Origin of the sequence: Dyadobacter psychrotolerans, assembly GCF_004349265.1 — a bacterium.
GTDB lineage: Bacteria > Bacteroidota > Bacteroidia > Cytophagales > Spirosomataceae > Dyadobacter > Dyadobacter psychrotolerans.
Window position 1 is genome coordinate 170,987 of the sequence record NZ_SMFL01000004.1, and the last position, 26,772, is coordinate 197,758.

Annotated in this window: 24 protein-coding genes; 14 read left to right on the top strand and 10 right to left on the bottom strand. The window is 41.8% G+C overall.

What is annotated here, in order from left to right; all coding sequences use genetic code 11:
* Positions 1 to 54: 54 nt before the first annotated feature.
* Positions 55 to 642: an RNA polymerase sigma factor gene (locus E0F88_RS12410; protein WP_131958580.1), complete on the bottom strand. Its 588-nt coding sequence runs from the start codon at positions 640 to 642 to the stop codon at positions 55 to 57.
* A gap of 797 nt (positions 643 to 1,439) precedes the next feature.
* Here E0F88_RS12410 and E0F88_RS12415 point away from each other — a divergent pair.
* The 8 genes from E0F88_RS12415 to E0F88_RS12450 all read left to right on the top strand — a co-directional run bounded on the left by E0F88_RS12415 (position 1,440) and on the right by E0F88_RS12450 (position 10,507).
* Positions 1,440 to 2,513 carry a hypothetical protein gene (locus E0F88_RS12415; protein WP_131958581.1) on the top strand — a complete coding sequence of 358 codons (1,074 nt, stop codon included), beginning with the start codon at positions 1,440 to 1,442 and terminating at the stop codon, positions 2,511 to 2,513.
* Between the two features lie 71 nt (positions 2,514 to 2,584).
* Positions 2,585 to 4,117: a hypothetical protein gene (locus tag E0F88_RS12420; RefSeq protein WP_131958582.1), complete on the top strand. Its 1,533-nt coding sequence runs from the start codon at positions 2,585 to 2,587 to the stop codon at positions 4,115 to 4,117.
* Between the two features lie 417 nt (positions 4,118 to 4,534).
* Positions 4,535 to 5,056: a hypothetical protein gene (locus tag E0F88_RS12425; RefSeq protein WP_131958583.1), complete on the top strand. Its 522-nt coding sequence runs from the start codon at positions 4,535 to 4,537 to the stop codon at positions 5,054 to 5,056.
* Positions 5,053 to 5,556, top strand: a complete 504-nt coding sequence (locus E0F88_RS12430; protein WP_131958584.1) for a CsgE family curli-type amyloid fiber assembly protein — start codon at positions 5,053 to 5,055, stop codon at positions 5,554 to 5,556. The genes E0F88_RS12425 and E0F88_RS12430 overlap by 4 nt, the downstream gene beginning before the upstream one ends.
* A gap of 20 nt (positions 5,557 to 5,576) precedes the next feature.
* Positions 5,577 to 5,996 (top strand): curli production assembly/transport component CsgF, encoded by a 420-nt coding sequence (locus tag E0F88_RS12435; protein WP_131958585.1) that lies wholly within the window; start codon positions 5,577 to 5,579, stop codon positions 5,994 to 5,996.
* A gap of 95 nt (positions 5,997 to 6,091) precedes the next feature.
* Positions 6,092 to 7,456 (top strand): CsgG/HfaB family protein, encoded by a 1,365-nt coding sequence (locus tag E0F88_RS12440; RefSeq protein WP_131958967.1) that lies wholly within the window; start codon positions 6,092 to 6,094, stop codon positions 7,454 to 7,456.
* Between the two features lie 35 nt (positions 7,457 to 7,491).
* Entirely contained in the window at positions 7,492 to 8,994 is a 1,503-nt protein-coding gene (locus E0F88_RS12445) for a carboxypeptidase regulatory-like domain-containing protein (RefSeq protein ID WP_229213752.1), read from the top strand.
* A gap of 55 nt (positions 8,995 to 9,049) precedes the next feature.
* Entirely contained in the window at positions 9,050 to 10,507 is a 1,458-nt protein-coding gene (locus tag E0F88_RS12450; RefSeq protein WP_165940052.1) for a collagen-binding domain-containing protein, read from the top strand.
* A 59-nt stretch (positions 10,508 to 10,566) separates the two neighbouring features.
* Here E0F88_RS12450 and E0F88_RS12455 read toward each other — a convergent pair whose 3' ends face one another.
* Positions 10,567 to 11,523 (bottom strand): EamA family transporter, encoded by a 957-nt coding sequence (locus E0F88_RS12455; protein ID WP_131958587.1) that lies wholly within the window; start codon positions 11,521 to 11,523, stop codon positions 10,567 to 10,569.
* A 6-nt stretch (positions 11,524 to 11,529) separates the two neighbouring features.
* Positions 11,530 to 12,009 (bottom strand): Lrp/AsnC family transcriptional regulator, encoded by a 480-nt coding sequence (locus E0F88_RS12460; protein WP_131958588.1) that lies wholly within the window; start codon positions 12,007 to 12,009, stop codon positions 11,530 to 11,532.
* Positions 12,010 to 12,250: 241 nt separating this feature from the next.
* Here E0F88_RS12460 and E0F88_RS12465 point away from each other — a divergent pair, with 241 nt between their 5' ends.
* From E0F88_RS12465 to E0F88_RS12475, 3 genes are read left to right on the top strand one after another with little or no spacing between them, the layout of a single operon-like run.
* Positions 12,251 to 14,224, top strand: coding sequence for a UbiA family prenyltransferase (locus E0F88_RS12465; RefSeq protein WP_229213753.1), 1,974 nt, complete (start codon positions 12,251 to 12,253; stop codon positions 14,222 to 14,224).
* The gene (locus E0F88_RS12470; RefSeq protein WP_131958589.1) at positions 14,217 to 14,912 is read left to right on the top strand and encodes a methyltransferase domain-containing protein; all 696 of its coding nucleotides are present in this window, start codon (positions 14,217 to 14,219) and stop codon (positions 14,910 to 14,912) included. Before E0F88_RS12465 ends, E0F88_RS12470 begins: the two co-directional genes overlap by 8 nt.
* Before the next feature lie 5 nt (positions 14,913 to 14,917).
* Entirely contained in the window at positions 14,918 to 16,045 is a 1,128-nt protein-coding gene (locus E0F88_RS12475) for an NAD(P)/FAD-dependent oxidoreductase (protein ID WP_131958590.1), read from the top strand.
* Between the two features lie 14 nt (positions 16,046 to 16,059).
* On the opposite strand, the gene E0F88_RS12480 is transcribed toward E0F88_RS12475, so the two are convergent.
* Genes E0F88_RS12480 through E0F88_RS12500 form a run of 5 tightly spaced genes read right to left on the bottom strand, consistent with a single transcriptional unit; the run spans position 16,060 to position 20,427 of the window.
* Positions 16,060 to 16,548, bottom strand: coding sequence for a sterol desaturase family protein (locus E0F88_RS12480; protein WP_131958591.1), 489 nt, complete (start codon positions 16,546 to 16,548; stop codon positions 16,060 to 16,062).
* A 49-nt stretch (positions 16,549 to 16,597) separates the two neighbouring features.
* Positions 16,598 to 17,152 (bottom strand): isopentenyl-diphosphate Delta-isomerase, encoded by a 555-nt coding sequence (gene idi / locus E0F88_RS12485; RefSeq protein ID WP_229213754.1) that lies wholly within the window; start codon positions 17,150 to 17,152, stop codon positions 16,598 to 16,600.
* 46 nt (positions 17,153 to 17,198) lie between these two features.
* Positions 17,199 to 18,035 carry a phytoene/squalene synthase family protein gene (locus E0F88_RS12490; RefSeq protein ID WP_131958592.1) on the bottom strand — a complete coding sequence of 279 codons (837 nt, stop codon included), beginning with the start codon at positions 18,033 to 18,035 and terminating at the stop codon, positions 17,199 to 17,201.
* A 3-nt stretch (positions 18,036 to 18,038) separates the two neighbouring features.
* Positions 18,039 to 19,538: a bifunctional phytoene desaturase/3,4-desaturase gene (gene crtID / locus E0F88_RS12495; protein ID WP_131958593.1), complete on the bottom strand. Its 1,500-nt coding sequence runs from the start codon at positions 19,536 to 19,538 to the stop codon at positions 18,039 to 18,041.
* Positions 19,525 to 20,427, bottom strand: a complete 903-nt coding sequence (locus E0F88_RS12500) for a MerR family transcriptional regulator (protein WP_131958594.1) — start codon at positions 20,425 to 20,427, stop codon at positions 19,525 to 19,527. Before E0F88_RS12500 ends, crtID begins: the two co-directional genes overlap by 14 nt.
* Before the next feature lie 127 nt (positions 20,428 to 20,554).
* On the opposite strand from E0F88_RS12500, the gene E0F88_RS12505 reads away from it, so the two are divergent.
* Positions 20,555 to 21,409 carry an XRE family transcriptional regulator gene (locus tag E0F88_RS12505; protein WP_131958595.1) on the top strand — a complete coding sequence of 285 codons (855 nt, stop codon included), beginning with the start codon at positions 20,555 to 20,557 and terminating at the stop codon, positions 21,407 to 21,409.
* Positions 21,410 to 21,735: 326 nt separating this feature from the next.
* Positions 21,736 to 23,808, top strand: coding sequence for a choice-of-anchor A family protein (locus E0F88_RS12510; protein WP_131958596.1), 2,073 nt, complete (start codon positions 21,736 to 21,738; stop codon positions 23,806 to 23,808).
* Between the two features lie 55 nt (positions 23,809 to 23,863).
* Here the strand turns inward: E0F88_RS12510 and E0F88_RS12515 are convergent, their stop codons facing one another.
* Both E0F88_RS12515 and E0F88_RS12520 read right to left on the bottom strand, forming a co-directional pair.
* Complete coding sequence (locus E0F88_RS12515) at positions 23,864 to 25,006, bottom strand: glycosyltransferase (RefSeq protein WP_131958597.1); 1,143 nt, start codon at positions 25,004 to 25,006, stop codon at positions 23,864 to 23,866.
* 1 nt (position 25,007) lies between these two features.
* Entirely contained in the window at positions 25,008 to 26,021 is a 1,014-nt protein-coding gene (locus E0F88_RS12520) for a lysylphosphatidylglycerol synthase domain-containing protein (protein WP_131958598.1), read from the bottom strand.
* Between E0F88_RS12520 and ruvC the strand changes: the two genes are divergently transcribed.
* Positions 26,020 to 26,613, top strand: a complete 594-nt coding sequence (ruvC, locus tag E0F88_RS12525; protein WP_374756312.1) for a crossover junction endodeoxyribonuclease RuvC — start codon at positions 26,020 to 26,022, stop codon at positions 26,611 to 26,613. The genes E0F88_RS12520 and ruvC overlap by 2 nt on opposite strands.
* Positions 26,614 to 26,772: the final 159 nt, after the last annotated feature.

The following is a 26,772-nucleotide window of genomic DNA, read 5'->3' on the forward strand; positions in this document are numbered from 1 at the left end:
GGTTAAAGTGGCTATTCTATCGATCTAATTCAGCGGCTATGTAGCAAATTCGGGCTACATAGCCGCTGTTCTTTTATGCCATAGCTTTTTGAACTTGTCGATACAATTGTATTTGATTTTGGAATACTTAACCGGATCTGTTTCTCCAATCCGCTGACCTATTTCATCCGGTTTAAATCCCCAGTAAGCCCAGTCCATGATAATTTCTCTGCATGGTGAACACATTTTGTCAAGTAGTTTTATGATCAGATTCATTTCGTCCTTTGCTTCAACTATCTGCGTGATATTCTGCGTTTCATCACTGTGCTCCGGCAGCTCGTCGGTATACTCAATTCTGCTGGATGCGTTCTGGCGGATATAGTCTACGGTTTTAAAATAGAAAATTTTATAAAAATAGGTTGATAATCTGCTATCTCCGCGAAAAGTATCATTTTCAATATGTTGTAAAATTAAAAGAACAGTATCGGTGTAAATGTCCTTTAAGACGGACTCATCCAGACCGGTTTCTGTACGAAGCTTATATATATAGCCCTGGTGATCACTGATCAACAATTTAACATATTTATTTTTTTCAAAGCTGCCGGCTTTGATGGCTGCGACAAGTTCAAACTCGTCGGCCTTCGTTTTCTGCAATGTGCTCATTCGATTGGCATCGGTAAGAAATAGTGCAAATGCACAAATAATCAAGTGCTTTTGGCAAATGGCAGGCAACTTCACATCTTTTGCTGTTTAGGCAATTCATCGCATGGATGAATATTCGTTACGGCAATCCAGTCCTATCTTGGATTATGGGATCTTAGATGAGTTTGGTAAGGAAATCACCCGAATATTATTGCAGAATTTCAAAAAAAATGATGACTCTCTTGTGGAAAAAATTTCGGAATTTTTAGGAATTAATCCTACATATTTGAAAAATTTCAACTCATCGAGGCATGCAAATCCTTGATACAGAACTGTAAATGCTGCAACAAGCTATACTGCCAACATATAAAAAACTTCAGCTTTTGCCGGGAAGATGCATTTTAATCAGTAAAAGATAGGAATTCGAAGGGGTTAGCGAGCCGAGGTTGAGGTTTTTCATGATTAGAAACTTTGCGAGTTATGAACTTATAAGGGTTTGTAACCGCAAATATAAAAGTATTACTATATAAAATAATATTTTTTTATAGAACTAAATTAGACAACAATCAAGTCATTCACAATTTGTAGAACTACTTAATACGCATTAATTCTATCATATAATACAACTACTACAAGTACTGTAACATCGAAAAATTATATAAAAAATTTTTTTTGTGTAACCTGCTAATAATCAATTCTATAATGGTTTTGTTAAATTTTTTTCCGGAAAAGTGCAGGATAATTGAATTCGAGATACGACTAATGTAATATCCGGGCCTAAAAAAGATTCGGACACTCTCCTCAACGACAAACACATTATGAAAAAACTTACCCTGACGGTAGCCACGCTACTAGGCGGATTTCATGTTTTTGCCCAGAATAACGGGTCTACTGTAACTCAGATTGAGGACTTTAACAAGTCGGTTATCAATCAGTCGGGCACGCATACTTCTTCTGTATTGCAAATTAGTACTGCGGCAAGTGTATCTGGTGAGAACCAGGCGCTAGTGACACAAAACAATATTCCCGGATTTCAGACCAACAACAGTACTTCCAAGGTTGAGCAGTACGGAAATTCCCACCTGACCACTGTGCTTCAAACCGGGCAGAATTCGCTGGAAGCTTACATCGGATCCGATGGAACCTCGGTTGGTGCTAATGTTGATAACGAAACATCTGCTATACAATACGGAACAGCCAATATTGCAAAACAAATTGTGCGTGGTTCGTCTGCCACTGAATCTTTATTGTCTCTTAATCAGGCTGGTACATCAAACAATTCACATCAAATTGCTTCCTGGGCTGTCTCATCAGAAGGACATGTTCAGCAATCCGGCAATCGCAATGATGTCTGGCAGCAGGTAGACGGTTTGCGTAACGAAGCCAGAGTTGAGCAGTTTGATAATGATAATTATGCATTTCAGTGGATTGAAGGAGGTGCCAGCGCAGATAATCTGAGCAAGGTAAGTCAGATGGGTGACTTCAATAACGCACGGGTCTACACGCACGGTACCGACAACAGTTTTTCAGCGAGTCAAATGGGCGATCGTAACGATCTTGTTGGACTGTCGGGAAATATTTATTCTAACGCCGAGCAAATCGGGACGGATAACAAGGCACTGCTATCGCAAATCGGAGACAACAATAAATTTCAAATTGGTCAGGATGGTGACCGCAATACAATAAAAGGAACCACTGCTTCAGGAGCTCTCCAGCTCGGTGATTTCAACACAGGTATTTTCTCACAAGATGGCAATGATCTGACCATCATTTCGGGGCAGTTTGGAAACAATAATGCCGAAACTGTTCTGCAGACAGGTAATTTGAGCAAGTCAACCGTTCACCAGTCCGGCGCATTAAACAACGGAATCGTTACGCAGAGCGATCATTAATTTGAATCTATTCAATAGGTTATTTATACACATTTTTCACTTATCAATCCTTTCTCATTTACTGAATTCTTATGAAAAAACTTACACTTACCGTAGCCATCCTATTATCAGGAACCTACCTTTTTGCTCAGAGTAGCACCTCGAATCTTAATCAGTCGGGTAATTACAACAATGCTGATGTAGTTCAAAGAGGTAATTCTCAGCTTTCAAATGTGAATCAGAATGCAAGCGGAACAACCTCAACAAGACAAAATTACGCAACAGTAACACAGAAAAATGGCGGAAACCCAACGGGAAGTAATGAATCCAATGTAACACAGGGGGGCAATCGCCAAAATGCTACTATCTGGCAGGCTGGTGGAGAAAACCTTTCCAATTCTACTCAGGCTGGCGACAGACAGGTATCAGATGTTACCCAACAAGGAGACGAAAACCAATCGGGAGTTAATCAGAAAAACAGCCGAAACAATGCTACGGTTGAGCAACAAGGTAATGAAAACGGATCGACAGTAGCACAAGAGAATAACCTGAATAATGCAGACGTATATCAGGACGGAAATGCGAATGGATCAACTGTACATCAGGACGGAACGACGTTAACAGGCAATGGAGCCGACGTTGATCAGCTAGGAAACAGAAATACTTCCACTATTGATCAGGATGGAACTGTATTGTTAGGAAATACGGCTGACGTTTATCAGGATGGTAACGACAATGAGTCTGATGTATTACAGGATGGTGCTTCAAACGATGCAGAAATTGAACAGATAGGAAACAAAAATACTTCATCGGTTGATCAGAAAGGCACGAACGTTTTAGGTAATTCAGCCACAGTTTACCAGGATGGAAATCTTAACGAGTCTACTATCCTCCAGGATGGAACTTTACTTTTAGGAAACCTTGCCGATGTAGACCAGGAAGGTAACAGAAATCAATCTGCTGTTGATCAGGATGGTGCTCTTAACGAGGCATATCTGTATCAGGAAGGTGATCGGAATCAGTCTGATATAACACAGGATGACAACCGAAATATTGCAGACGTGGAACAACTTGGAGATCGCAATAAATCAACCGTTACCCAAAATGGTTTTACTCTTTCTGGTAACCAGGCCGAGGTACTGCAGGACGGTGAAAATAACAAATCTACGGTTGATCAAAATGGTCGAAATCTGGCTTTTGTAAAACAAGTTGGCGAACTAAACAAATCAGACCTATCTCAGGACGGCTCTGATAACTGGGCAAAGCTGACCCAGTTGGGTAATAGTAACGTGTTCAATGTAAGTCAGATTGGAGATGATAATAAAGTTACCGGTATTCCAAGCGGAGTTGTTGGGGATGTTAACGGTGCAGCTCAAACGGGTAATGACAACAGGGGAGTAGTCAATCAGGATGGTGAAAATCATTTGAGCCAATCTTGGCAAAATGGCAATGACAACCTAATGAGAATTAACCAAAATGGAGATTCACAAACGTCATTAGTTTTGCAAACAGGAAATGATAATACTGCAAGATTAAATCAGGGTGGCTCTTCTCATACATCCAGTATTATTCAGACTGGAAATATGAATAGTGGTTTGGTGGTACAAACAAACGCAATTCCATGATATTTTTCTTAATTTTTTGATAAATAGGCGTTTGAAGTATATTTTGCTTCAAGCGCCCATTTGTAATTTTAACAAATACCCAAACTACGCAAGTGATATTAATCTATTACTATCGGGGGTGTGCGGATGTATTCAAAGAAAACGATACTGTAAGCGTATAATTGCTTATTTGATAAATAGCTAATTTGTAAATCAAGCATTTACCGAAACTGAAATTTTTCAAAGTGCCGGTAATCTTGCTTATTATAGTCTGAATGGTTCTTCCGAGGGTTTGCCCGACTCTTTTCGGTCAATTAATAGGTAGTCAAATTCGTGTCATAATAGAGCAAAGTGGTAAAAGTAAATACTGTATCCGTTTACCAGTCTGGACCAGAAAAGAAAAAACAGTAAAAGTAAGTTGAAATTGCACAATACGTTATGAAAAATTTTCTAATTAATTTATCGTTGTCAGCCCTGTCTCTTGGCGCTTTACACGCACAGCAAGTTCCTGGTGAAGCCTCGTTCGGATCATCTGCTCAATCACTTTCGAACCTGAGCGATCAGGCAAAAATTTCCGTAATCAGCAGCTTCGGCGGCACGGGCAGGCCAGGTTCAAATGCCAATGTAATTCAGAGTGGTAATCAAAACAGTCTGAATCTGAATCTGACAGGCAATGGAAACAACATTGTTACTTCTCAAATTGGTGATCTGAACCAGCTTAATCTGGATCTAAACGGCTCCAACAGTCAGTATGTGCTTGAACAAAGCGGCAACAGCAATGAGCTTCAAATGAAGAACATCAAAAGCAGCGGCATCAATTTCCAGTCAACACAGAAGGATGGAGGCAATAGTCTGATTCTTCAAGGGGGTAGCATCGGCTCACTTCAGTCAATGAAAATTGAACAGACAGGAGGTATGAAAATTATTATTGAATCTAATCCGATTTTCGGCAAACCATGATTCGTTTCATCGCCTTGTTGGTGGCAAGCCTGTTTTCGTTTCAGGTATCGGCTCAGTCAGAAGAGTCGCTTCTGGAAAATAACAGTATGTACTCGATGGATCCGATCGATGAGTCTTTATTCGATGAAGGTGCATCTATTACTTTTATTCTGGATAACACTAAAACAAAAATAGGCCGCGATCTGTACGAGGAATTTTACCGTCAGTGGAGCGGAATGCAGCTGGATTCAGCATCAAAAGTTCAGTTTAAAAACAGTGTCTCAACAAACGAAGAATTAATCATAGAGATGGAAGAGATTCCATCACCCGGCCTTAGCAACATGATTGCCATAAAAGTAGGTGATTTATTGGTTTGGCAGCAGTTTGTGCAGCCCAGAGCAGATGCCATGGAAGCGCAGGTTGCCGAAGCAGTTCAACAGGTTCTTCAATATTTCGTCAGTTACCAGGATATTCAAAATCAGCTCGGAAGCCAGGATCAGTCCGGAACCGGCATTTTTTGATCAGGACAAAATTTAACGTTATGAAAAAATATTACATTTTATTCTTTACAGTTTTTCTGTTTGCGTTTTCAGCTTCCGCGCAGGCGCTCATATACCGGCCAACTAACCCTTCCTTTGGAGGAGATACCTTCAACTACAACTGGCTTTTGAGTTCAGCTCAGGTTCAGGATAAAACCAAAGATCCGTCGCTTGCAAAAAGTACAACGGCAAACAAGGATGCCAGCGCGCTTGAAGAGTTTACAACCGGACTTAACCGTCAGCTGCTTAGTACACTTTCGCGCCAGCTTTTCTCCAATCAGTTTGGTGAAGACGGAATCAAAGAAGGAACGTATCAGTATGGTGATTTTGTCGTTGACGTCTCTCCGGGCTCGGAAGGGCTGGTTGTAAAAATCACGGATGGCAAAGGCGGCGAGACGGCCATTACTGTTCCCTATTTTTAAAATAGGAAATGAGCCTTCGACAAAAATAAACCCTCACTCTTCGGAAAACTTTAATAATGAACTTGATACTCAATAAGAAGCGGTTCGCTTACCTTATGAGCGGGATTCTATTCTCATTTATAAGTGGATGCAGTCCGTATTTTCATCAGCCTACAAAGGAAAAAAAAGCCCGCCTGGGCGAGGATACGCGTGTCACTCCGGGCCTGCGTACACTGCCTGGCCCGTCGGAAAAGCTGGTAGCGGCGGTCTACAAATTTCGTGATCAGACGGGTCAGTACAAACCCTCGGACAACGGTATCAACTATTCAACTGCGGTAACACAGGGCGCTACCAACATTCTTTTAAAAGCACTCGAAGAAAGCGGATGGTTTGTGGCAATTGAGCGCGAAAATGTCAGTAATCTGCTCAATGAACGGAAAATTATCCGCTCAAGTATGGCACAGTTTAAGCCGGAGAATGAGAACCTGCCTCCATTGCTTTTTGCCGGAATTATCCTGGAAGGTGGTATTGTATCTTATGACGCCAACGTAATTACAGGAGGAGCGGGGCTTAAATATTTTGGAGCTGGCGGATCTACTCAGTATCGCCAGGACCGCGTGACTGTCTACCTCAGAGCGGTAGCGACCAAAACGGGGAAAATTCTTAAAACCGTTTACACTTCAAAGACGATTCTTTCCCAATCAGTGAATGCGAGTTTGTTTCGGTTTGTAAAATTTAAGCGCCTGTTGGAAACAGAAACTGGTTTTACTACCAACGAACCTTCTCAGCTGGCAGTCACAGAGGCGATTGAAAAATCGGTTCAGTCCATGATCATAGAAGGAGTCAGAGACGGGTTATGGAATGCGGATTCCAAGAAAAGTGAAGAAGTCAAACTTCTTTTAATGGATTATCAGGAAGAGCAGCAGGTTGCAAAAGAAACGGATGTATACGGAGCGCGTGATAACGTTGTTCGGAAAAGATTTTCTGTAATGCCATCGGTTTCACTGCTGCGTTATTCCGGGGATTATAGCCAGCCGGTCAATAAAGCAGGTTACGGTGCAGCATTCAATGTCGGACTTACACAGAACTGGAACCTTCAACTCCAAGTCACCTCTGGCACCATCGCGGCCAAGCAGTATTTTTCAAAAGATGTAACGATCAGTGAGCTGAATCTGCAATACCGTACTCTGCCCTTTCAAAAAATTAATCCTTTTCTGCAAATTGGTGGCGGGGTTACCTCGGCACGTAACAATTCCGTTTTTGAATTTAACGGGAAAAAAGACAGGATGATCAATGCCGGTGCAGGAGCAGAAATTGCTTTAAACAGGTGGCTTGGATTAAATGTCTCCGGGCAATACAACTACTTTGTTAAAGATGAATTTGACGGTAGTGTAAGCGGGGCATTTAATGACGCTTACTGGCGGGCTTCTGTCGGGCTGTCGATCTACTTTGGAGGAAGTTATTCCAAAAAATCAAACTAAAATCTTATTCAGAATTCCGAAAACCCTCATTCAACGTGAAAATATTTCAATCCTCTATCATCTATAAGCGTCTGGCGGCTTTAAGTTCTTTAGCGCTGCTGCTCATTATGGGCTGTACCGAAGAGACGTTTGTAGAACCGAAGCTTTACGGTTCTATTTCCGGAAAGGTATTAACACTTGCAGACAAGACGCCTTTAAAAAATGTACTCGTAAGGATCAGTCCTTCCGGAAAAAGCATCACACCTGATTCGCTCGGAAATTTTCGGGCGGACAGTTTACCTGTAGGCAAGTACAGTATTCAGACAACGGTAGATAAGTACAAAACCGATTTGACCTCTGTAGAAGTAGAAGAAAACAAAGCGGCCGCAGTTTCTGTTTTTCTCATACCTGACAACAATCAAAACAAATCCCCGCTGCTGCCAACGGTTGTAAAACCTGCTATTAAAGCCACTGGTGTGGCTCTGTCCACAGTGCTTGCCTGGAAAACTTCTGACCCAGATAAGGACTCGCTCAGATATAGCGTCATTCTCTTCAGGGAAGGCCAAAGCACCACAGTTCCTATCGCTATGAATCTGCATGCTGATTCGCTGATTGTTAGTAATCTGGAATATGAGTCAACCTATTACTGGCAGGTAATTACCTCGGATAGTATCAACAAACCCGTCTACAGCGAAGTCTGGTCTTTTAAAACCAAACCTGTTCCTGATTTTGCCTATCTGTTTACCCGCCAGATCAATCAAAACAGCCAGATATTCTCTTCTAACGGAACGGAAACGATACAGTTGACGACCTTTGGCGGCAACTGGCGACCCGTGGTGAGCCCAAATCGTGAAAGGGTTGCTTTTATCTCAAATATCAATACTGATCCCCATATTTTTATATCAAACAGGGTAGGTGGTGAGGTCAAAAAGGTGACTGTTCTTCCGATTGCGGGTGTGTCGCTAATGGATCTTTCCTTTTGCTGGTCACCTGACGGTCTGGAATTGCTTTATCCAAACTATAACAAATTGTACGCTGTACACGCAGATGGCAGCGGTTTACGGGTGGTGGCAGAAGCACCCGCGGGACGTTTTTTTGCAGGATGCGACTGGACATCGCAAGGCAATAAAATCATTGCCAGGGTTACCGGAAGCTCGGTTTACGACAACGAGTTATATCTAATCAGTCCGGGCACAGGAGTACTTAACAGACTGGTAACCGGCCGGCCGGGAAAAATGGGGAATCCGGATTTCTCCGTAGACGGTACAAAGGCTGTTTTCACTCTTGATGTGAGCAACTTTCAAAATAATGAAGGCAGACAACTGGATTCCCGAATCTTTATTGTCGATGTGGCCAGCGGTGTATCTTCTGATATTTCTATTAATAAAACAACTGGTAACAATGACCTTGATGCTCGCTTTTCGCCAAACGGAGCCAAGATCATCTTTACCAGCACCAGTAATGATGGCTTCTCGGTCAGAAACATTTATACAATGGATTTGAATGGAGTTAACCGGACAGAAATTTTGCAAAATGCGGAAATGCCTTACTGGCGCTAGCAGGCTGCTTAACTTATCAATTTTCCTAAACATCAATTTATCTATTCAGCATGTCATGAAAAAAAGTCTTAATCTTCGGTTAATCAACTTTGCCGGCGCGGTCGCAGTTGGTTTAATGGCAATTAGCAGCTTTAACGTAAAAGCCCAGTGTACAGCGACAAATGCTCTGACCATACCCAGTCAGTTTTTAGGATCGGGTTTTAACGGTGACGGTAACTTTAATGCGGTTGTGCTGGGCAGCTATAATACAGGCGACGGAGGAACCGACGGCCGTCTCGCAGTCGGCGGTAATTTTACGCTCAATAGCTCTTTGGTTGGCTACAAAGCAGGTCTTACCGCTTTGTCACCAGTGGGCGGAGATAATTTTATAGTCAATGGTCTACTGACAAATACTACCGGAAAAGATATTGTAGTCAGAGGAAACTCCTACTACGGCTCTCTGCAAAGTGCCAGTCCTGCACCCATTCACAGCCCTGGTGAAGGAGCAAACTTTAACCAAACTAACCGGATAAATTTTTCAGGGTTACAACAACATTATATCAGCCTAAGTAACGATTATGAAAACCAGGCTGCGTCCAATGCACCCGATCCGATTATTTCTGATGGTAATATCGTTTTAACAGGAGATAACACAATTAAAAACTATGTCTTTAATGTGTCAGTCGATGGAGATGCCATTTCTGGTGTTCAATTTGTCAATATTCCAGCTGGTTCAGGAATTCTGATCAACGTATTAAATACCAATGTTGTAATTGCTTCGACCGAAACATCTGTTCCAATGTCAGACGTACACAAAGCGACAACACTGTTCAATTTTCCTAATGCGACAAGCATTCTGCTGAGTGACTACAACGTCCAAGGGGGGATTCTTGCGCCACTGGCTAATTTATTCGTTCAAACCGGAGAGATAAACGGTCCGGCGGTGATCGGCGGGAATATCACTCAATCTACGGGGTTTAGCTTTCACAGCTCTTGTCTTTCCTACCCGCTTCCTGTGAGACTGGTTAGCTTTGACGCAAAAAAAGAGGGCGGTCAGGCAAACCTGAAATGGCAAACCAGCTCGGAAAAAAATGCTGAGAAATTTATTATTCAGCGAAATACCGGAAATAAGTGGCAGGTTATCGGCCAGGTGAAGGCAAAAGGAGAAAGTATCGAAAAATTAACTTATGATTTCTCTGACAGCAGCCCCCTGAACGGTGAAAATCTGTACAGGCTCAAAATGATCGACAAAGACGAAACTTTTGCTTACAGCAGCATAGTCCGTCTTGATTTTAAAAACACTGTCAGTATCGTTATTTTTCCTAACCCTGTCGTGGATCAGATTTCGTTTGTAAACGTCGATTGGGTAAAGGTGACCGATCTACACATTTCAAATGTGTCGGGTAAATTGGTACCCTTCCAAATCAATGCAGAAAAAAAAATTGATGTAAAAAACTGGCAGACAGGTCTTTATATGATACATTTCACTTCGGCAGATGGGAGCATTCACACACACAAGGTAGTAAAGTACTGATTTGTAATTTTTAAAAGAGTCGTCAATCTGAGGTTAAACAGATTGATGACTCTTTTATTTTAGGCCTGGGTGGCCCTTAAAGATTTATGAGACTTTCTGTACTGGCGCAGATTAATCAGAAGCACACTACCCAGAATGATAATCAGCCCCAGAATTTGTAGCTTAGAGATAGACTCTGACGCAAAAAAGACGCCTAAAATCACTGCAACTACCGGATTTACATAGGCATAGGTGCTTACTTTGGTAGCAGGCTGGACTTTCAGAAGCCACACATAGGCACTGAAACCGACGATCGAGCCGAAAATAATCAAGTATATGATGGCGAACCAGGAATCGCCGGGGATTTGCCCAATGCTGAAATTGTCAAATTCACCACTCAGAATACTGCCGGGAAAAAACGCAACACCAGCTGCAAGCATTTGCCAGGTGCTGTTTACAGTCGCCGAGTTTTGGCCTGCATTGTATTTGGAGTAAAGCGAGCCGCCCGCCCATGCCATCGAACCCAACAAAACCAATCCCATAGCAAAAAGGTCCCTACTGCTGTTCAGAGAAGAAAACGAGCTCATGATCCGCTCACTGAACAAAAGTACGACACCAGCAAAACCGACAACCAAACCTATGATGGTAGATGTATTTTGAAGATTTTCTTTCCACCTGGGTTTATCCAGCAGAACAAACCAAAGCGGAGAGGAAGAAACCATAATGGCTACCATAGCACTGGGAAGAAACTGCTCTACCCAAATGACAACCCCGTTGCCGACGAAAAGTAAAAGCAGACCGGTTACCAGAGCCGGTTTGATGTACTTTACATGAAATACTTTTTCACCTTTTATGATACACCAAGCCATCATCAGCAAACCGGCTGTAATAAAGCGGAAAGTGCCCAGGATAAAGGGTGGAAAGCCTGTCAACGCTTTTTGTATAAAAAAGTAGGTTGACCCCCAAACGATATAAACTGTGGCGAAGGCCAGAACGACTAAAAGGGTAGACGGTGATTTACTTTGCTGTGTTTCCATGACTTTTTATTTTTCCGGAATAACCAGTTGCTGAGCTTCTTTGACTGTTTCCAGAACGATAGTTGTTCTGGTTGAAAGAATATTAGGGATTTTACTAAAGGAGTTGCGCATCAAATCCATCAAGGAAGCTGAATCCGCAGTTCTCACCTTGACCAGATAACAATCCTCACCTGCAATGTGGTGAACTTCCTGAACTTCAGGTATCTTGGCAAGCTGTTTTGCTGTATCACTCGATCCCATCACATCCGATGCTTTCATAGAGATGAAAGCGAGCAGTTTCTGATTCACAGCCGAGGGATTAAGCCGGGTCGTATATTGCAGAATTACGTTTTTCTGTTCAAGCTTTTTAACCCTTTCCAACACAGCGGACGGAGCCATTTCCAGCTCACGCGCCAGATCGGCATTGGAAATCCTTGCGTTTTCCTGCATTAATCTGAGAATGCTCAGATCCGTTTTATCCAAAATGATTTCATTTCCGCTTATCATTCTGTAAAATTAATATATTTCAGAATTATATTCAATTCTTATGTTGTTATTTTGAATATAATTCGAAATTAATAGTTAATCAGATTAGTTGCTCATTGTTTAACAGCACATTTTTTATGTATGGTTGCCCGGAATAAACGATACAGCTAACAGCCAGGTGGCGCTCGCATACCAGAATTTCAAGTTTGTTTTTTTCTGGCAATATTTTTTACGATATCCTGGTAGAAAAATCGCCTGAATAATGGATATTTGTTTTATGCTGCCTGACCGAAATACAATCAAACTTCTGAGGTTACCTTTTTTCTTTTTTTTGATGCCTCTGTTCCTTTTTGCGCTCAGTCAGGCTCATACGATATCGGTGTCAAAGGCAGTCTGGTCTTTTGTTATCATTCACTTTCTGATATACCCGGCAAGTAATGGTTATAACAGTTATGTCGACCGTGACGAGGATAGCATCGGTGGACTAGAAAAACCACCCTTGCCTACAAAAAGCCTTTTTTACACAACCATTTTTTTAGATGTAACCGCGATCCTTCTGGCGGCTTTTTTGGTAAGTATGCTATTTGCCGGTTGCCTGCTGTTATATATCGCTGCGTCCAGAGCTTATAGTTCACGACAAATCAGACTGAAAAAGTATGCCCTCGCCGGATTTCTTGTTGTTGTTATTTTTCAGGGCGCCTTCACTTACTACATGTCTGTGGCGGGGATAACGGGGCAAGCTTTAACATTGAGCAGGGAGAATATATATGTGTTGTTGGGATGTACTTTTCAGATCGCAGGAGCATACCCTTTAACGCAGATATATCAGCATCAGCAGGATCTGAAAGATGGCGTAACGACATTAAGTTATAAACTGGGCTACACCGGAACGTTTGTATTTACCGCAGTAATGTTTCTTTTCTGCAACATATTTTATTACCTGTATTTTTCCGCCAGGGATCTTGGAACGGTTTTTTACATCATTCAGCTGTTCTTTGTTCCCATTGTTGTATATTTTGGATACTGGTTTCTTCTGGTTCGCCGAAATGTAAGAAATGCAAATTTCAGGAACACAATGCGCATGAACTGGATTGCAGCGCTTTGCATGAATAGTTGTTTCACAGTACTAATTTTTATCAATCATTTTCCCTTGAGTTACATCACCGCTATTGAGACAGCTGTTCCGGATCATTGTTTTTCACAGCAGAGTTTGGCCTCGTTTTACATCAATTCTACCGATGATCTGATAAGTAAGAGAAAAATCAGGATCGTTGCGGGAAAAACAGGTATTGATACAAGGTATTCCGTCATTTCTGATTTCGATAAATCTAAAGAAGAATACGAGTTTTTTAGTAAAACGACGTCTCTGATCCCTGAGCCGACTCTTACAGAGAGAATGAGGCTGTATCAGCGACATGTTACAAAACTATCTCAGAAAGCGATCGAAAGAATTCCGGAATTTGAGAAAATTAAGTCTTCTGTTACCCACCTGATTACAGTCACCTGTACAGGACTGTTTGCACCGGGACTGGATATTGAGCTGATGCGGGCTTTAAAGTTGAAGCCATCTGTGCAAAGAAGCAGCGTTAATTTTATGGGTTGTAATGCAGCAATTATCGCACTTAAAAATGCAGATGCCATTTGCAAAAGCCAGCCTGACGCAAACGTGCTCGTGGTTTGTACAGAACTTTGCACGATTCATTTTCAAAAGCGGTATAATGATGATTACATTTTGTCAAACCTGCTTTTTGCTGACGGTGCGGCAGCAGTGATGGTGAGCTCACAGCCCACAGGAAGTTATGCTAACCAGATTAAAATTGATCGATTTGATTCCCTGATATTGCATAATGGATATGATGATATGGCCTGGCAGCTTTCGGAAACAGGTTTCATTATGAATTTGACATCCTACGTTCCGGACCTGATCAGAGAAAATATGGTCCCTATGTTGAAGTCGATCCGTCTTGATCCTGAGCATATCAGACACTGGGCAATCCATCCGGGTGGAAAGCGTATTTTAGATGATTTTGCCGCAGCACTTGAACTTGACCGCTGTAAATTAGCCCCAGCCTACGCTGTGCTTAAAAACTATGGCAATATGTCCTCACCAACTGTACTGTTTGTGCTGAAAGATGTTCTTGAAAAAGTAAAACCTGAGCATAAAGGAAGCCGCGCTTTTACTGCCGCTTTTGGTCCCGGGTTGAGTATTGAAACCATGCAGCTGCTCTATGTTTAAAAATCGCAGCGCGCAGAAAGAATTATTGGATCAGGAAGAAATTCCTTCAAAAGACCTTTATCAAAACTTAAAAGAGCTTGATTTTATTAATCATTGGCTTGGAGGCTACAACATCTCATTTTCAGCGCTCAAAAAAATATTGGAACCGGCAAGAAGATACACCTTGGTTGATATCGGCTGTGGGGGAGGAGATACGCTTAAGCGGATCAGTCAATGGAATAAAAAGAAAGGCTTTGACCTGGATTTATATGGAATCGATTTAAAGCCTGTTTGTATTGCTTATGCCAATGAGCATCTCAAAGATGAATCGGTAAGTTTTATCTGCGATGATTACCGCAATATTTTTAGTCATATAAAAAGTGTTGACATCATTCATGCATGTCTTTTTTGTCATCACTTATCAGAACAGCAGCTGGTAGGGCTGGTGCAGTTTGTTTTAGAAAATAAGGCGATACTGGTGATCAACGATTTAGAAAGAAACCCTTTTGCCTACTATTCTATCAGGATTTTAACCCGGCTGTTTTCAAGATCATATCTTGTGAAAAATGATGCGCCTTTATCTGTTTTACGTGGATTTAAGAAGCAAGAGTGGCAGGTGATTTTGGAAAAATCGGGTGCTCAGAAATATTCAGTGCATAATAAATGGGCATTTCGTCATGAGGTAATTGTTTACGGCAACAACCGCTGATTTCTATGCAAACAGGTGTCAAATCATTCGATTGTGCCATTATTGGCGGAGGTTTAGCTGGTCTTAGCCTCGCTGTTCAACTAGCTGATGCCGAGATTTCTGTCATTTTGATAGAGAAAAATGCTTATCCGTTTCATAAAGTCTGCGGTGAATATATTTCGATGGAAAGCTGGGATTTTCTCGCTTCCCTTGGTGTTCCGCTTACAGACATGAACCTTCCCGTGATCGATCAGCTCGGAATCAGCTCCGAAAAAGGGTTTATGCTCAATCATACCTTAAAACTTGGAGGATTTGGCATTAGCCGGTACACTCTTGACGATTATTTGTATAAAATCGCCAAAGAAAAAGGTGTGTTTGTTATTGAAAATTGCAAGGTTTCAGGGGTAAACGTGCAGGAAAACGAAGTTTATCATATTAATACTTCGGAGGGAATTTTCGAAGCAAAACTCGTTTGTGGAAGCTATGGCAAATATGTCCCTTCATTTTTTAAGCAGGAAAAATCCAGAAGTGAAGACAATTTCATCGGGGTGAAGTATCACATCAAAGCGGATCAGATCGCTAACCGCATCGAACTGCACAACTTTAAAGACGGATATTGTGGTATCTCCAAAGTGGATAACGAGTGGCACTGTTTGTGTTATCTGACCACGGCTAAAAATCTTATTGAAAGTGGAAAAGACATCAAGACAATGGAGGAAAATGTTCTTTATAAAAATCCTTTTCTAAAAAAAATCTTTACGGAGTCTGAATTTATTTATAACCAGCCGCTTGTAATCAGCAATGTTCAATTTAATAAAAAAACGACTGAAACGGATGGTGTGTTTTTGCTGGGAGATGCTGCCGGATCAATCACGCCATTATGTGGTAATGGAATGAGTATGGGCATGCGCGCATCAAAAATCCTGGCGGCAGAGTTGATTTTATATTTCAAAAAAAAACAATCCGTAAATCAGCTCTCTGAGAATTACCGCCTGGCCTGGAATAAGTCCTTCCGAAGGCGCATTGCAGCGGGATATTACCTTCAGCATCTTTTTGGTAAAAAAAACACGACCGATCTGGCCTTGAAGCTATTAAGCAGAATTCCCCTGGTAACGGGCAAACTTGTGTCTCTGACACATGGGAAAAGATTTTAATTGATTCCGCATCCTCAACCTCTCTCCTTCAAGACAGTCCGCTGATTCCTGGCTTCTCTGAAATATTTCATAGGCACCCACAGCATTCCGAAACATTCTCCCTGGTATTTTCCAAGGTGCTTATGATGCATTTTGTGTGCCCTTCTGATGGCTTTTAAATAAATGGAGTCGGTATTGCGAAATATTTTAAACCGCTGGTGAATGAAAATGTCATGAACCGTAAAGTAGGCAAAGCCGTAAATGGTAATACCCAGTCCAATCCAAAAAAGAGGGCTGAAGCCAGCATTCAAACCAAAGAGCAGACAAAGGATTCCGGGTATGGCAAAAATAACAAAGAAGTAGTCGTTTTTTTCAAAGAAATCGCCGTCATCACGCTGGTGATGATCATGGTGAAGAAACCATAAAAATCCATGCATCAGGTATTTATGTGCCAGCCATGCCACACATTCCATGCCTACAAATGCGGCAATTACAATGATTGTATTGATAATCCAGGGAGCCATGTTAGTTGTTCAGTCTGAAGTTGCTTTCTTGGGATTAATTCGCTGTTGTTCAGGGTTGCTGTATTTTTTTCATGACCTCATCAAAACAGATTTTAAGCCACTCGGTGTAATGGTTCGGATGCTTTTTCATATCTTCCCTTAGTGCCTGAGGACTCACATATTTGTAATTTGATACTTCTGCTGTATTGATAATCGGTTCATGATCCGAAACGGCCCAGAATACGTGATCTAGCTCATGTTCGGTCAGTCCGTTATCCAGCTCGGCTTTGTATAAAAAGGAATAAACAAAGTCAAGAGAGGATTGCAATCCCATTTCTTCCTGCAGACGTCTGACGGCGGCGCTGGCCGTTGCTTCATTGGGTAGCGGATGGCTGCAGCAGGTGTTGGACCAAAGTCCTTCCGAATGGTATTTGCCAAGGGCCCTTTGCTGCAGAAGCAATTCTCCTTTGGAATTAAAAATAAATACGGAAAAAGCGCGGTGTAAAACGCCTTTTTGATGTGCTTCAAGTTTTGGCATGAATCCTATTTCATCATCATATTCGTTGACCAAAACAACATCGTCGTGCATAAATGCGGATACAGGATTTTCAGGGGCTAATAGCATTTTACTAATCATTAAATTCTGTTGCTGATTTTACAACAAAAAAATATCATAAAAGATCAAACTGATGTCTTACAAGGGAACGAAACATGAGTCCCACTTTATTGTAGTCAGGAATGCGTATTCTGGCATTCATCACTTTTTCGGGTGGTGTCTCTTTAATCCGCAAAAATAGTTTGTTATAATAATAATAAGCAAGATAAACACCGCGCCTTGCGCCTGACGGAAGTTTTTTGATACCAATCAGCGCCTGTTTGAAATCCGCTTCGATTTCGTTTTGAATCGCCTCTTTTTCCTGAAATGAGAACCGGTCGAAATTAACGCCTGGAAAATACGTTCTCCCCAGAAGTTGATAATCAGCCTGAAGATCCCGTAAAAAGTTTACCTTTTGAAAGGCTGAGCCCAGTTTCATTGCGTACGGTTTAAGCTCATCATATATCGCACCGTTGCCTTCCACAAAGACCCGAAGGCACATTAAGCCCACCACTTCGGCCGAGCCAAGGATGTATTGCTCATAGGATGCGCTGTTATGAACGGTTTTGGCTAAATCCATTTCCATGCTTTTCAGGAAAGTATCTATGAGTTCCCATTCAATATGGTAGGTATGAACCGCCTTTTGAAAACTATTTAAAATTGGATTGATACTGATGCCATCCCGGATCGCTTCGACGGTATCGGTTCTGATCTTATTCATCAGAAACGCCTTGTTGTAATCATGAAAGCTATCCACAATTTCGTCAGCAAGTCTAACAAAGCCATAGATTCCATAAATGGGTTCATGAAAATCAGACTTCAGGAAATGGATACCCAATGAAAATGAAGTACTGTATAACTGTGTGGTTTTTTTACTGCATGAGGCCGACAAATTGTCAAAAAGGATTTTCATAGTTTACCTGTTTAGGAATTTTTGAAGTTCATGAGCGGCAACGCGGCCGGATATGATGGAGGGTGGTACGCCGGGGCCAGGTACAGTTAGCTGACCGGCATAGAAGAGATTTTTTACTTTTTTACTCTGAAGCTTTGGCTTAAAAATCGCAGTTTGCATCAAAGTGTTGGCAAGGCCGTATGCATTTCCCTTATATGCATTATAATCGTGGATGAAATCTTTGGTGGCATAACTTCTCTTGAAAACAACGTGGCTTCTGATATCTTCGCCGGCAAATTTTTCAAGCCTGCTCATCAGCAAATCGTAGTACTGCTCTCTGATTTGGTCTGAATCAGCTAAACCAATCGCAATGGGCATGAGCACAAACAGATTTTCACTTCCTTGTGGAGCTACGGCCGGATCGGTTTTCGATGGGCAGCAAACGTAGAAAAGCGGGTCAGAAGGCCATTTTTTGTCTTTATAGATTTCGACAGCATGCCGCTCAAAGTCCTGATCGAAGAAAAGATTGTGATGCCTTAGCTTTTGAATTTTCTTGTTTACCCCCAAATAAAACAGAAGACAAGAAGGAGCAAAGGTGCGGCTTTCCCAGTAAGATTCGGGATAGGACCGGTATTGTTCATGCAACAGTGTGTTTTCGATATGCTGATAGTCGGCCGAGCCAATGACGGCATCTACCTGACTACAATTTCCATTGGCGTGAATGTGGCTGATATAGCTTTTGCTTATCTCCAAAAGACTGACTCTCTGAGAGGTTTGAATATTAACACCGCTTTCTTCGGCTATTTTTCTGAAAGACCCGGCAACCTGGCCAAAACCGCCCATGGGATAAAATGTTCCCTGCTTTAAACCTGAAAAGTTCATCAGACTGTACAAAGCAGGTGTGTCCTTAGGCATCGCGCCTAAAAAGAGTACAGGAAATTCAAGGAGTGCCAATAGCCTTGGATCTTTGAAAAACCTTCTGACATGTTTACTAAAGGAGGTAAATAGTTGAAGTTTCAAAGCATCCTTAAATAGTTTGAAACTAAAAAACTCAGTTACTGAATGACCAGGTTTGTATACCATGTCATTCATGCCAACCATATACTTAAATTCACCCTCAGCAATAAACTTTCGCAGCTTGTCAGCTGCGCCTGTTTCCACATTTTCAAACAAAGTGCAGATTGCATCAAAGTCAGCGGGAATATCCCACACCTCGCCTTCTCCAAAGACCACAGCGAAACCGGGGTCAAGTTTCGTTAATTCATAAAAATCTGAGGTCGTATGGCCAAACAGCTGATAATAACTTTCATATACATCCGGCATCCAGTACCAGCTGGGGCCCATGTCAAAAATAAAGCCGTCGCTTTCAAAAGTTCTTGCTCTTCCTCCGGTGTCAGCATTTTTTTCATAGACCGTAACATTGCTGCCGTTTTTGGCCAAGACTGCAGAAGCAGCCATACCCGAAAAACCTGAACCAATTACCGCAATGTTGTTTGTCTTATGAACTCGGTTAATATAACTCATTGTTACTTTTTAATAAATCTGTTAAGCTTTCCACAGTAGTAACCCGCAGCACATCAAGGCTCTCAGCCATACTTTGTATCTTATCATCTCCGCCCGAAATACATATGGTGCATGCATTAAAATCAGATTTCAGCCTAATTAGAAGCTGCTCCAATTCTTGTTCCAGTTGGTTTCTGACAAAGAATGTGTAGATGTGGGTAGGCTGACACTGTTGGATCACATTCGAAAGATCCCGATATGGGACTCTGGCACCTAAATAAATCACATGTTTCCCATGCTGCCGGAGCAGGTAATACGCAAACAGCAAACCGATTTCATGGTCTTCCTCTTCGTTGAGAAACAATAGCCATGTCTGGTCGGGATTTACGGGGAAGGGAAGTGAATCTATTGCCGCAAAAAGTTTTTGACGTATCAGGTTGGATAAAAAATGCTCCTGAGAAGGCAGCAGATCATCTTTTATCCACATCAGCCCGGTGCGCACCAATAGCGGGTAAATGATCCTTAGATATGTTTTTCTTAAACCAAGTCTTTTTACAGAATTAGAAAAAAGCTCCTCAAACAGCAGCGCGTCGTAGGTAGCCAGCGAAACCAGTGCTTCATTTATAATGGCCTCTACATGCACATCGCCCTGAAACGAATCTGCTATAATCAGATCAATCTGTTCGGCAATTTGCTTTTTAGTTAATTTACTGATCTGTGAGATTTTCATCCCTTTGTTAATCAGCGTACAAACGTTTAAAAGCTTTCTTAGCTGGCTGTCATTGTAATATCTGATATTCGTATCGGTCCTTTCGGGTGTGAGCAGTCCATAGCGCTGTTCCCAAATTCTAATGGTATGCGCCTTTTGGTTGCTTATCCTTTCAAGATCCTTTATAGAGTATGTTGACATTTTGTTTAACTTTTGTCAAAAATAGTTAAACAAAATTATTTTAGTGAATTTTTGTGAAAAATAAAATTTGATACTACATTTGATATTGTAAGTATCTTATGTTTGATTTTTAAAATATCAATGTATTATGAGAGCTCAGGAAATGTTTTGGTCTGTAAATATTAAGTTTCTTCGCCAGCGTCAAAAGCTAAGCCAGGAGACATTGGCAGAAAAATTAGGGATAACGCGTGTAAAACTAAATGCGCATGAAAGTGGCCGGACCGCTAATCCGACCATAGATGATCTGATTAACTTTTCTGAGTTTTTCAGGATGAGTATTGATAGTCTTTTAAAAATTGACCTGGGAAAGCTATCCGAACAAAAGATCAAAGATCTCGAAGCCGGAAGCGAACTATTTATGCAGGGCAGCAACATCCGGGTACTGGCAGTGACGGTAGATAAGGATGAAAATGAGAATGTGGAATATGTGCCTATCAAGGCAAAGGCAGGTTACCGTTCGGGCTACAGTGATCCCGAATTTTTAGCCGGGCTGCCAAAGTTCAATTTGCCCAACTTACCCAAAAACGGAACATTCCGTATGTTTCCTACCGTCGGAGACAGTATGCTTCCGGTTCCTGAAGGGAGCGATATTATTACACGTTATGTTCAGGACTGGACAAAACTCAAACCGCAAACGCCTTGTATTGTGATACTAAGAGGAGATCAGGATTTTGTCTTCAAGCAGGTTACTATATACAAAGACGGAACGATGCTGCTTCAATCGTTTAACAAACAATATTTTGCTTATACCGTACCGCTATCGGATGTGATCGAGGTTTGGGAATATTATAGTTTCCACAGCAAACAGTTGCCTGAACCTCAAACCGACATGCAGCAGCTTTTGAAAATGCTTCAGGAAATGCAGAATGAAATTAAAGAATTGACTGGCAGACCTTCATCTGATAAACAAAGCTTCGGTAATAACAATGGCGGTTTGTCTTAATTTAGTACAAATAGTTAACGTCAGCTGTGTCGGCACATTATTAAGTTATTGGTAGTAATCATTTTACAAATAAATGTCGAAAAGTGCTTTTTTTGATCGTAGAACAAACTTTTTTAAATGAAGAAATAGCTTTTGCATTAGTAGATTTTGTTGTTTGATTCTTCGATGTCGTATTCATTTAATCCAAAACGAGAATTTTCTGACCCCTTTTTTTTAACTTTTAACCCCAAACATAGGCCGGCTGGTCACAAAAAAGTAGAGAGCCTTTAAGCATGCATATACATTTGTTGAGTGAAAAGATAAACTCAAATCAACTTAATTCAACAATGTCACTCAAATACTCACTACTATTTTTACTAGCTTGTTATGCACTGTCTGCCAATAAAGTAAAAGCACAAAGCCCAACCAGTGCAGCAATGAATTTTAATGTTTTTGTGAAAGGTAATGCTACGTTAAGCCAGCATGAATCGGAAGGGCCCATAGCAATCGGCGGTAACGTTACCACCAATCAGTATCAAATCAGTTTCGATTCAAAGCTTGGTGTGTATAAAGTAAACGATGCTTCAATAGCACTGGCAGTTAGGGGAGGCGTTAAGCTTAATAACGGAAGTTTGGCAATTAATGGTAACAATTATATAAAGGTCGGACAGTGTGCGCCAAACGATGCAAGCCTGACAAATCTCAAAGTTTGGTATAAAGACAATAACAATGCTGCTTCCAACATTCGTATTACATCTTCGACAGGTGGTTATGATTCCAGTCCTAACATTAACATCAATGCCAATGTAAATATGTTTACTACCAATGGTGTGGTCAATCAGGTTTGTGATAATACTATCTTCGGAACTGCATCAGGACAGATTGATGTGGACGGTGCTTTTACCAAACTCGTGGCCAGATCCGGACAATTGGCTGGAATGGCTGATAACCTGCCAATTCGTGATCAGAATGGTAAAATAAAAATGAGTGCACCAATGGGGCCATATCTTACTCCGTCAGCAATAGATAATAACCCGAAGATAATTGTTGATCCAACTAAAATCAACGTTTTGACTGTATCTGCCGAAGTTTGGAACAGTATTCAAAACAGTAACATCGAAGGTATTCCGCAGGGATTTCAGGCCGGAGATAAAAACTACACCGGACCTTTTGGCCTGATCATCAACATAATCAACTATCCTGCGTTCGTTGCAAGCAAAGGCAATACGATCCGTTTCCCGCAGTTTGGCGGTCTGGCATCCTCGCAGGGCAGCTATGTAGTGTATAACTTTCCCGATGCAACCGAAACTGTTACACTTTCAGGAAGTACAGAGATCAACGGAACAATTCTGGCCCCAAAAGCGAATTTGGTTAAAGAGGGATCAAACAATATAAACGGGCAGGTTATTGCAAATAGTTTAATGCACAATGGCGGAGAAATTCACTTCTTCCCTTTACTACCATCAATTGCGGAGCCGGTTGTAAAAAAGATTAGTGTTACAGCTGCATCTCAATGTGTGAAAAGTGCTCCGTATTTGACCTATTCAGTTACGGCGAATTTTAGTACAACAGGCGAATCTGCTAAAATCGAATGGATCAATTCAGCAGGAAAAGTAATCCACGAAAATAACAGCCAGCCGCTGAGTGGTAACATTTTGTTCCCGGGTGCTGCCGTGTCTGGCGAAGGAGTGGGTGTTGCCTGGCCGGGATGGGCTTTGCAGGGAAGCAAATGGGTGAAAGTAGAAGATATGTTTTCAAGTATCCTGGATCCGGGCGCTAAGATCAGGGTTACTGTTACGACTTCTGAAACGGTTTCGATCACATATCCTGCTGCAACAAGTACGTGTACTGCCGGACCAATCTCAGGCTCACTTCCTGTTACACTTGCCAGCTTCACTGCTGAAAAAGCAAACTGCAATGTCCAGCTTAAATGGAAAGTAGCTGATGCGAAGGATTTTTCACACTTTGTTGTGCAGCGTTCGGCTGACGCGAAAAATTATACTTCGGTAAGTCGTGTCAATTACGTTGAAGGAAATAAAGAATACAGCTACATGGATTCTCCATTTTCATCTGAAAACAATGCGCCTTCAAAATTTTTCTACTACCGTTTGCAGCAAGTAGATCTTGACCAGACTGCTGATTACAGTTCTGTGAGAAGTGTGGACGCCGGGCAGTGTGATGCAAGACTTTCGGTTGATTTTTATCCTAACCCAACACAGGATGAGATTAATGTAAAAAGCTTCTCCCCTATAAAAGCAATGGAAATCATCACAGCCGAAGGAAAGAGGGTTTATCAGATGCTTCCCGGTACAAGTCTTACGGACTTTAAAGTAAATGTGCAGAATTTCGCGCAGGGACTTTACATCGTCAATGTAGTAAACAATGAAGGTAAACACACTTCCAAGATTCTTAAAAAGTAAGGCTTTATAGCGTTATGTGAACTTAAAACTTCCGGAGTCATCTTCGGAAGTTTTTTTATTTAAGTTTTCTTCCTTTCCATTCATACTGCGGTTTCTGCGCAGCGAGCCCAAAAAAGCATACATAAAACGGGTAGAAAGTTTGTGTCAGGGGGATATAAAAAATAGACCTGCGCTTTCCCAGAAAACTAAGTACGCTGCCTAAGAAAAGCCATTCAGGCAAACATTTTAAAGCAATCAGGGCGCCCAGGTTATAAGCACCGATTTGATTGGTTAAGAATAGGATGATGGTTGCAATAAAGGAGAAATTACATAGAAATATATACAGGGCCAGTATCAAGGGTGTTTTGCTTTGATAATGTTTCCATTTGCTTGCCCATCGCTTTCTTTGGCGAAAGAATAGCTCCCATTGTTTGTGTGGTTTGGTGCGGACAATTGCTTCGGGATCCTTTAAAAAGTGGATTCGGTCCGGATATCGTGCAGCGATTTTATGCATCAGGAATTCGTCGTCTCCGGAAGCGATATGCCTTACGCCGTCATAGCCGTTTACTTCATAAAATACGCTTTTTTCGTAAGCCAGATTGGCTCCGTTGCAAAGAGAAGGATATCCCGCCGCAATAGCGCTGGCGCCGCTTCCGATCAGACTGGAAAATTCGACTGTTTGAAGATGATCAGTTACCATTTCCTCTTCCACAAAGGTTACAGGACCGCTGATGAGCTTAGCATTGGAGGAGCTGTGGCATGCAGCGAATGCAGCCAGCCATCCCGTACCAACCCTGCAGTCGCCGTCTGTTGTCAGAATCAAATTGCCCTTAGCTTGCGCAATGGCGGTTTCGATCGCCCGTTTCTTTGGAGAAGTTGTCGGCGTGTCAGGGATACTAATCAATCTGATAAATATATCAAATTCCACTGAACAGCTTTGCACAATGGAAGCTGTCAGATCTGTCGAACCATCGTCCATAACAAGCACTTCAAACTGTGCTGAAGGGAAGGTCTGGCTATTTAAATCTGATAGAAGTTGCAGGATATTTTCAGCCTCATTGCGGACTGGTATGATCACGGAAATGAAATCTGCCGACACATTATTCGGAAATTTGGCGGGTAACCGCTTCCATAAAAATTGCAGAACTAACGTAAAGACTGCATAGCTGATCAGCAACAGCCAGATTGAAACTATAAGCACGGATAAAAGTTGCTGCATGTCAGGGCTGGATGTTGATGATGCTCTTGAATTTATATTTCCAGACCAGTACTATACCAACCAGAATTGGACCTAAGACATTTATTGCCCAGATCAAAAATGTTGCTGTTATAATTTCTTCCGCTGGTAGATTATACTGTTTAAACACAAATAGTGCGGTAAATTCTCTTAAACCAAGATCTCCTATAACGTTTACAGCGGGAATAAGTGTCTTGGCCAAAAAAACGAGGGACACGCAACTGGCAAGCTCGAAGTAATCAAGGGGAAAATCAAAAAAGGATATCGCCAGTATAAACTGGGTTAGAAAGACAAGGTAACGTAACGTTCCATAAGTTGTTGCCTTCAGCAAATCCGACGTTGTGTAAACTCCGACGATGTGTAGATAACTCTGAATTTTTTGCAGGTATTTATTCGATGGATGCCAGTAAACCAGCTTTTTTCTCGAGACCATCAAAACCACGCCAATCAAAACGGTGAGGCCTAAAAGCAAATCGAGCAAATTTGCAGCGGAATTAGAAATTGGCAGTTGTTTTCTGGTTACGATCCAGCCGATGGCGCCTGCCAGCACAGATACATAGAATTGAATGCCATTAGAAACCAATGCGGCGCCAATGGCCTTTAAGCGATTGTCTGATTTGAGCACTGCAATACGTCCAACTGTGTCGCCCAACTGGGCCGGCGCAGCCACACCGATCGCCAGTCCGGTTAAAATTCCGCGGAAAGCATCCCAGAAACTCAATACAACCACCCGTTGCGCAAGCTGTTTCCATTTTAAGCTTTCCAAAGCCCAATTGACTGGCACCAGCAATACCATGCAGGTAAGTTTCAGCCAATTTGCAGGTATCAGGATTTTACTGAAAACATGCGCAACATCAGCAATTCCTTTTTGTTCATTTCGAAATGTGTTGTATATATAGCTTAAAATCAGCAGGGTGACCAGAAGCTTGCCCGCCCACAGCAGTTTTCTGAGACTTCTTTTTTCTTTTGGTGTGGAGAGTTCCTTATCTTGCACCATGATAAAAATGCAGCAGGCAGACGCTACCGAAAAGGTGATTATTGGTGTAGACCCTGGTACCCAGATAATGGGATATGGCGTGATTTCTGTGAAAGGGCAGCAAATTACATTGGTTCAGTATGGTGTGATTCATTTAAGCAAATATACTACCCACGAACTGAAGTTAAAGAAAATCTTTGAACGAATCTCACAGCTGATCACGGACTATCTTCCCGATGAGATGGCAATAGAGGATCCGTTTTATGGTAAAAACCCGCAGTCAATGCTTAAACTGGGAAGAGCTCAGGGGGTGGCAATGGCCGCTGCGTTATCCCGTGATATTCCGATTGTTGAGTATTCACCAAAAAAAGTAAAACAGTCCGTTACAGGCAGTGGAAGTGCTTCGAAGGAACAGGTCGCTTACATGCTCGAAAAGATTCTCAACATGGAGCTTAGCAAAGAGTTTATGGATGCAACAGACGGGATAGCAATTGCTATTTGTCACCATTACCATGCTAACTCGCCTGCTTCCTCTTCGACGTCATCTTCCAAAAAATCAAAAAAAGGCGGCTGGGGTGCGTTTGTAAGTGAGAATCCCGAAAGAGTAAAATAGCTTCACGATGTCGATAAACAGTTAATCTTTCCGTTTTTTACCCCATCATTATAACCGCTTCTGCTTATTTGTGCCGACCGGTTCAGGTTCATTATTTTGTCTACGAGCCGGGCGGCTCTTCAATTGACCTATACGAGATTAAAAAATTTTAATGGTATT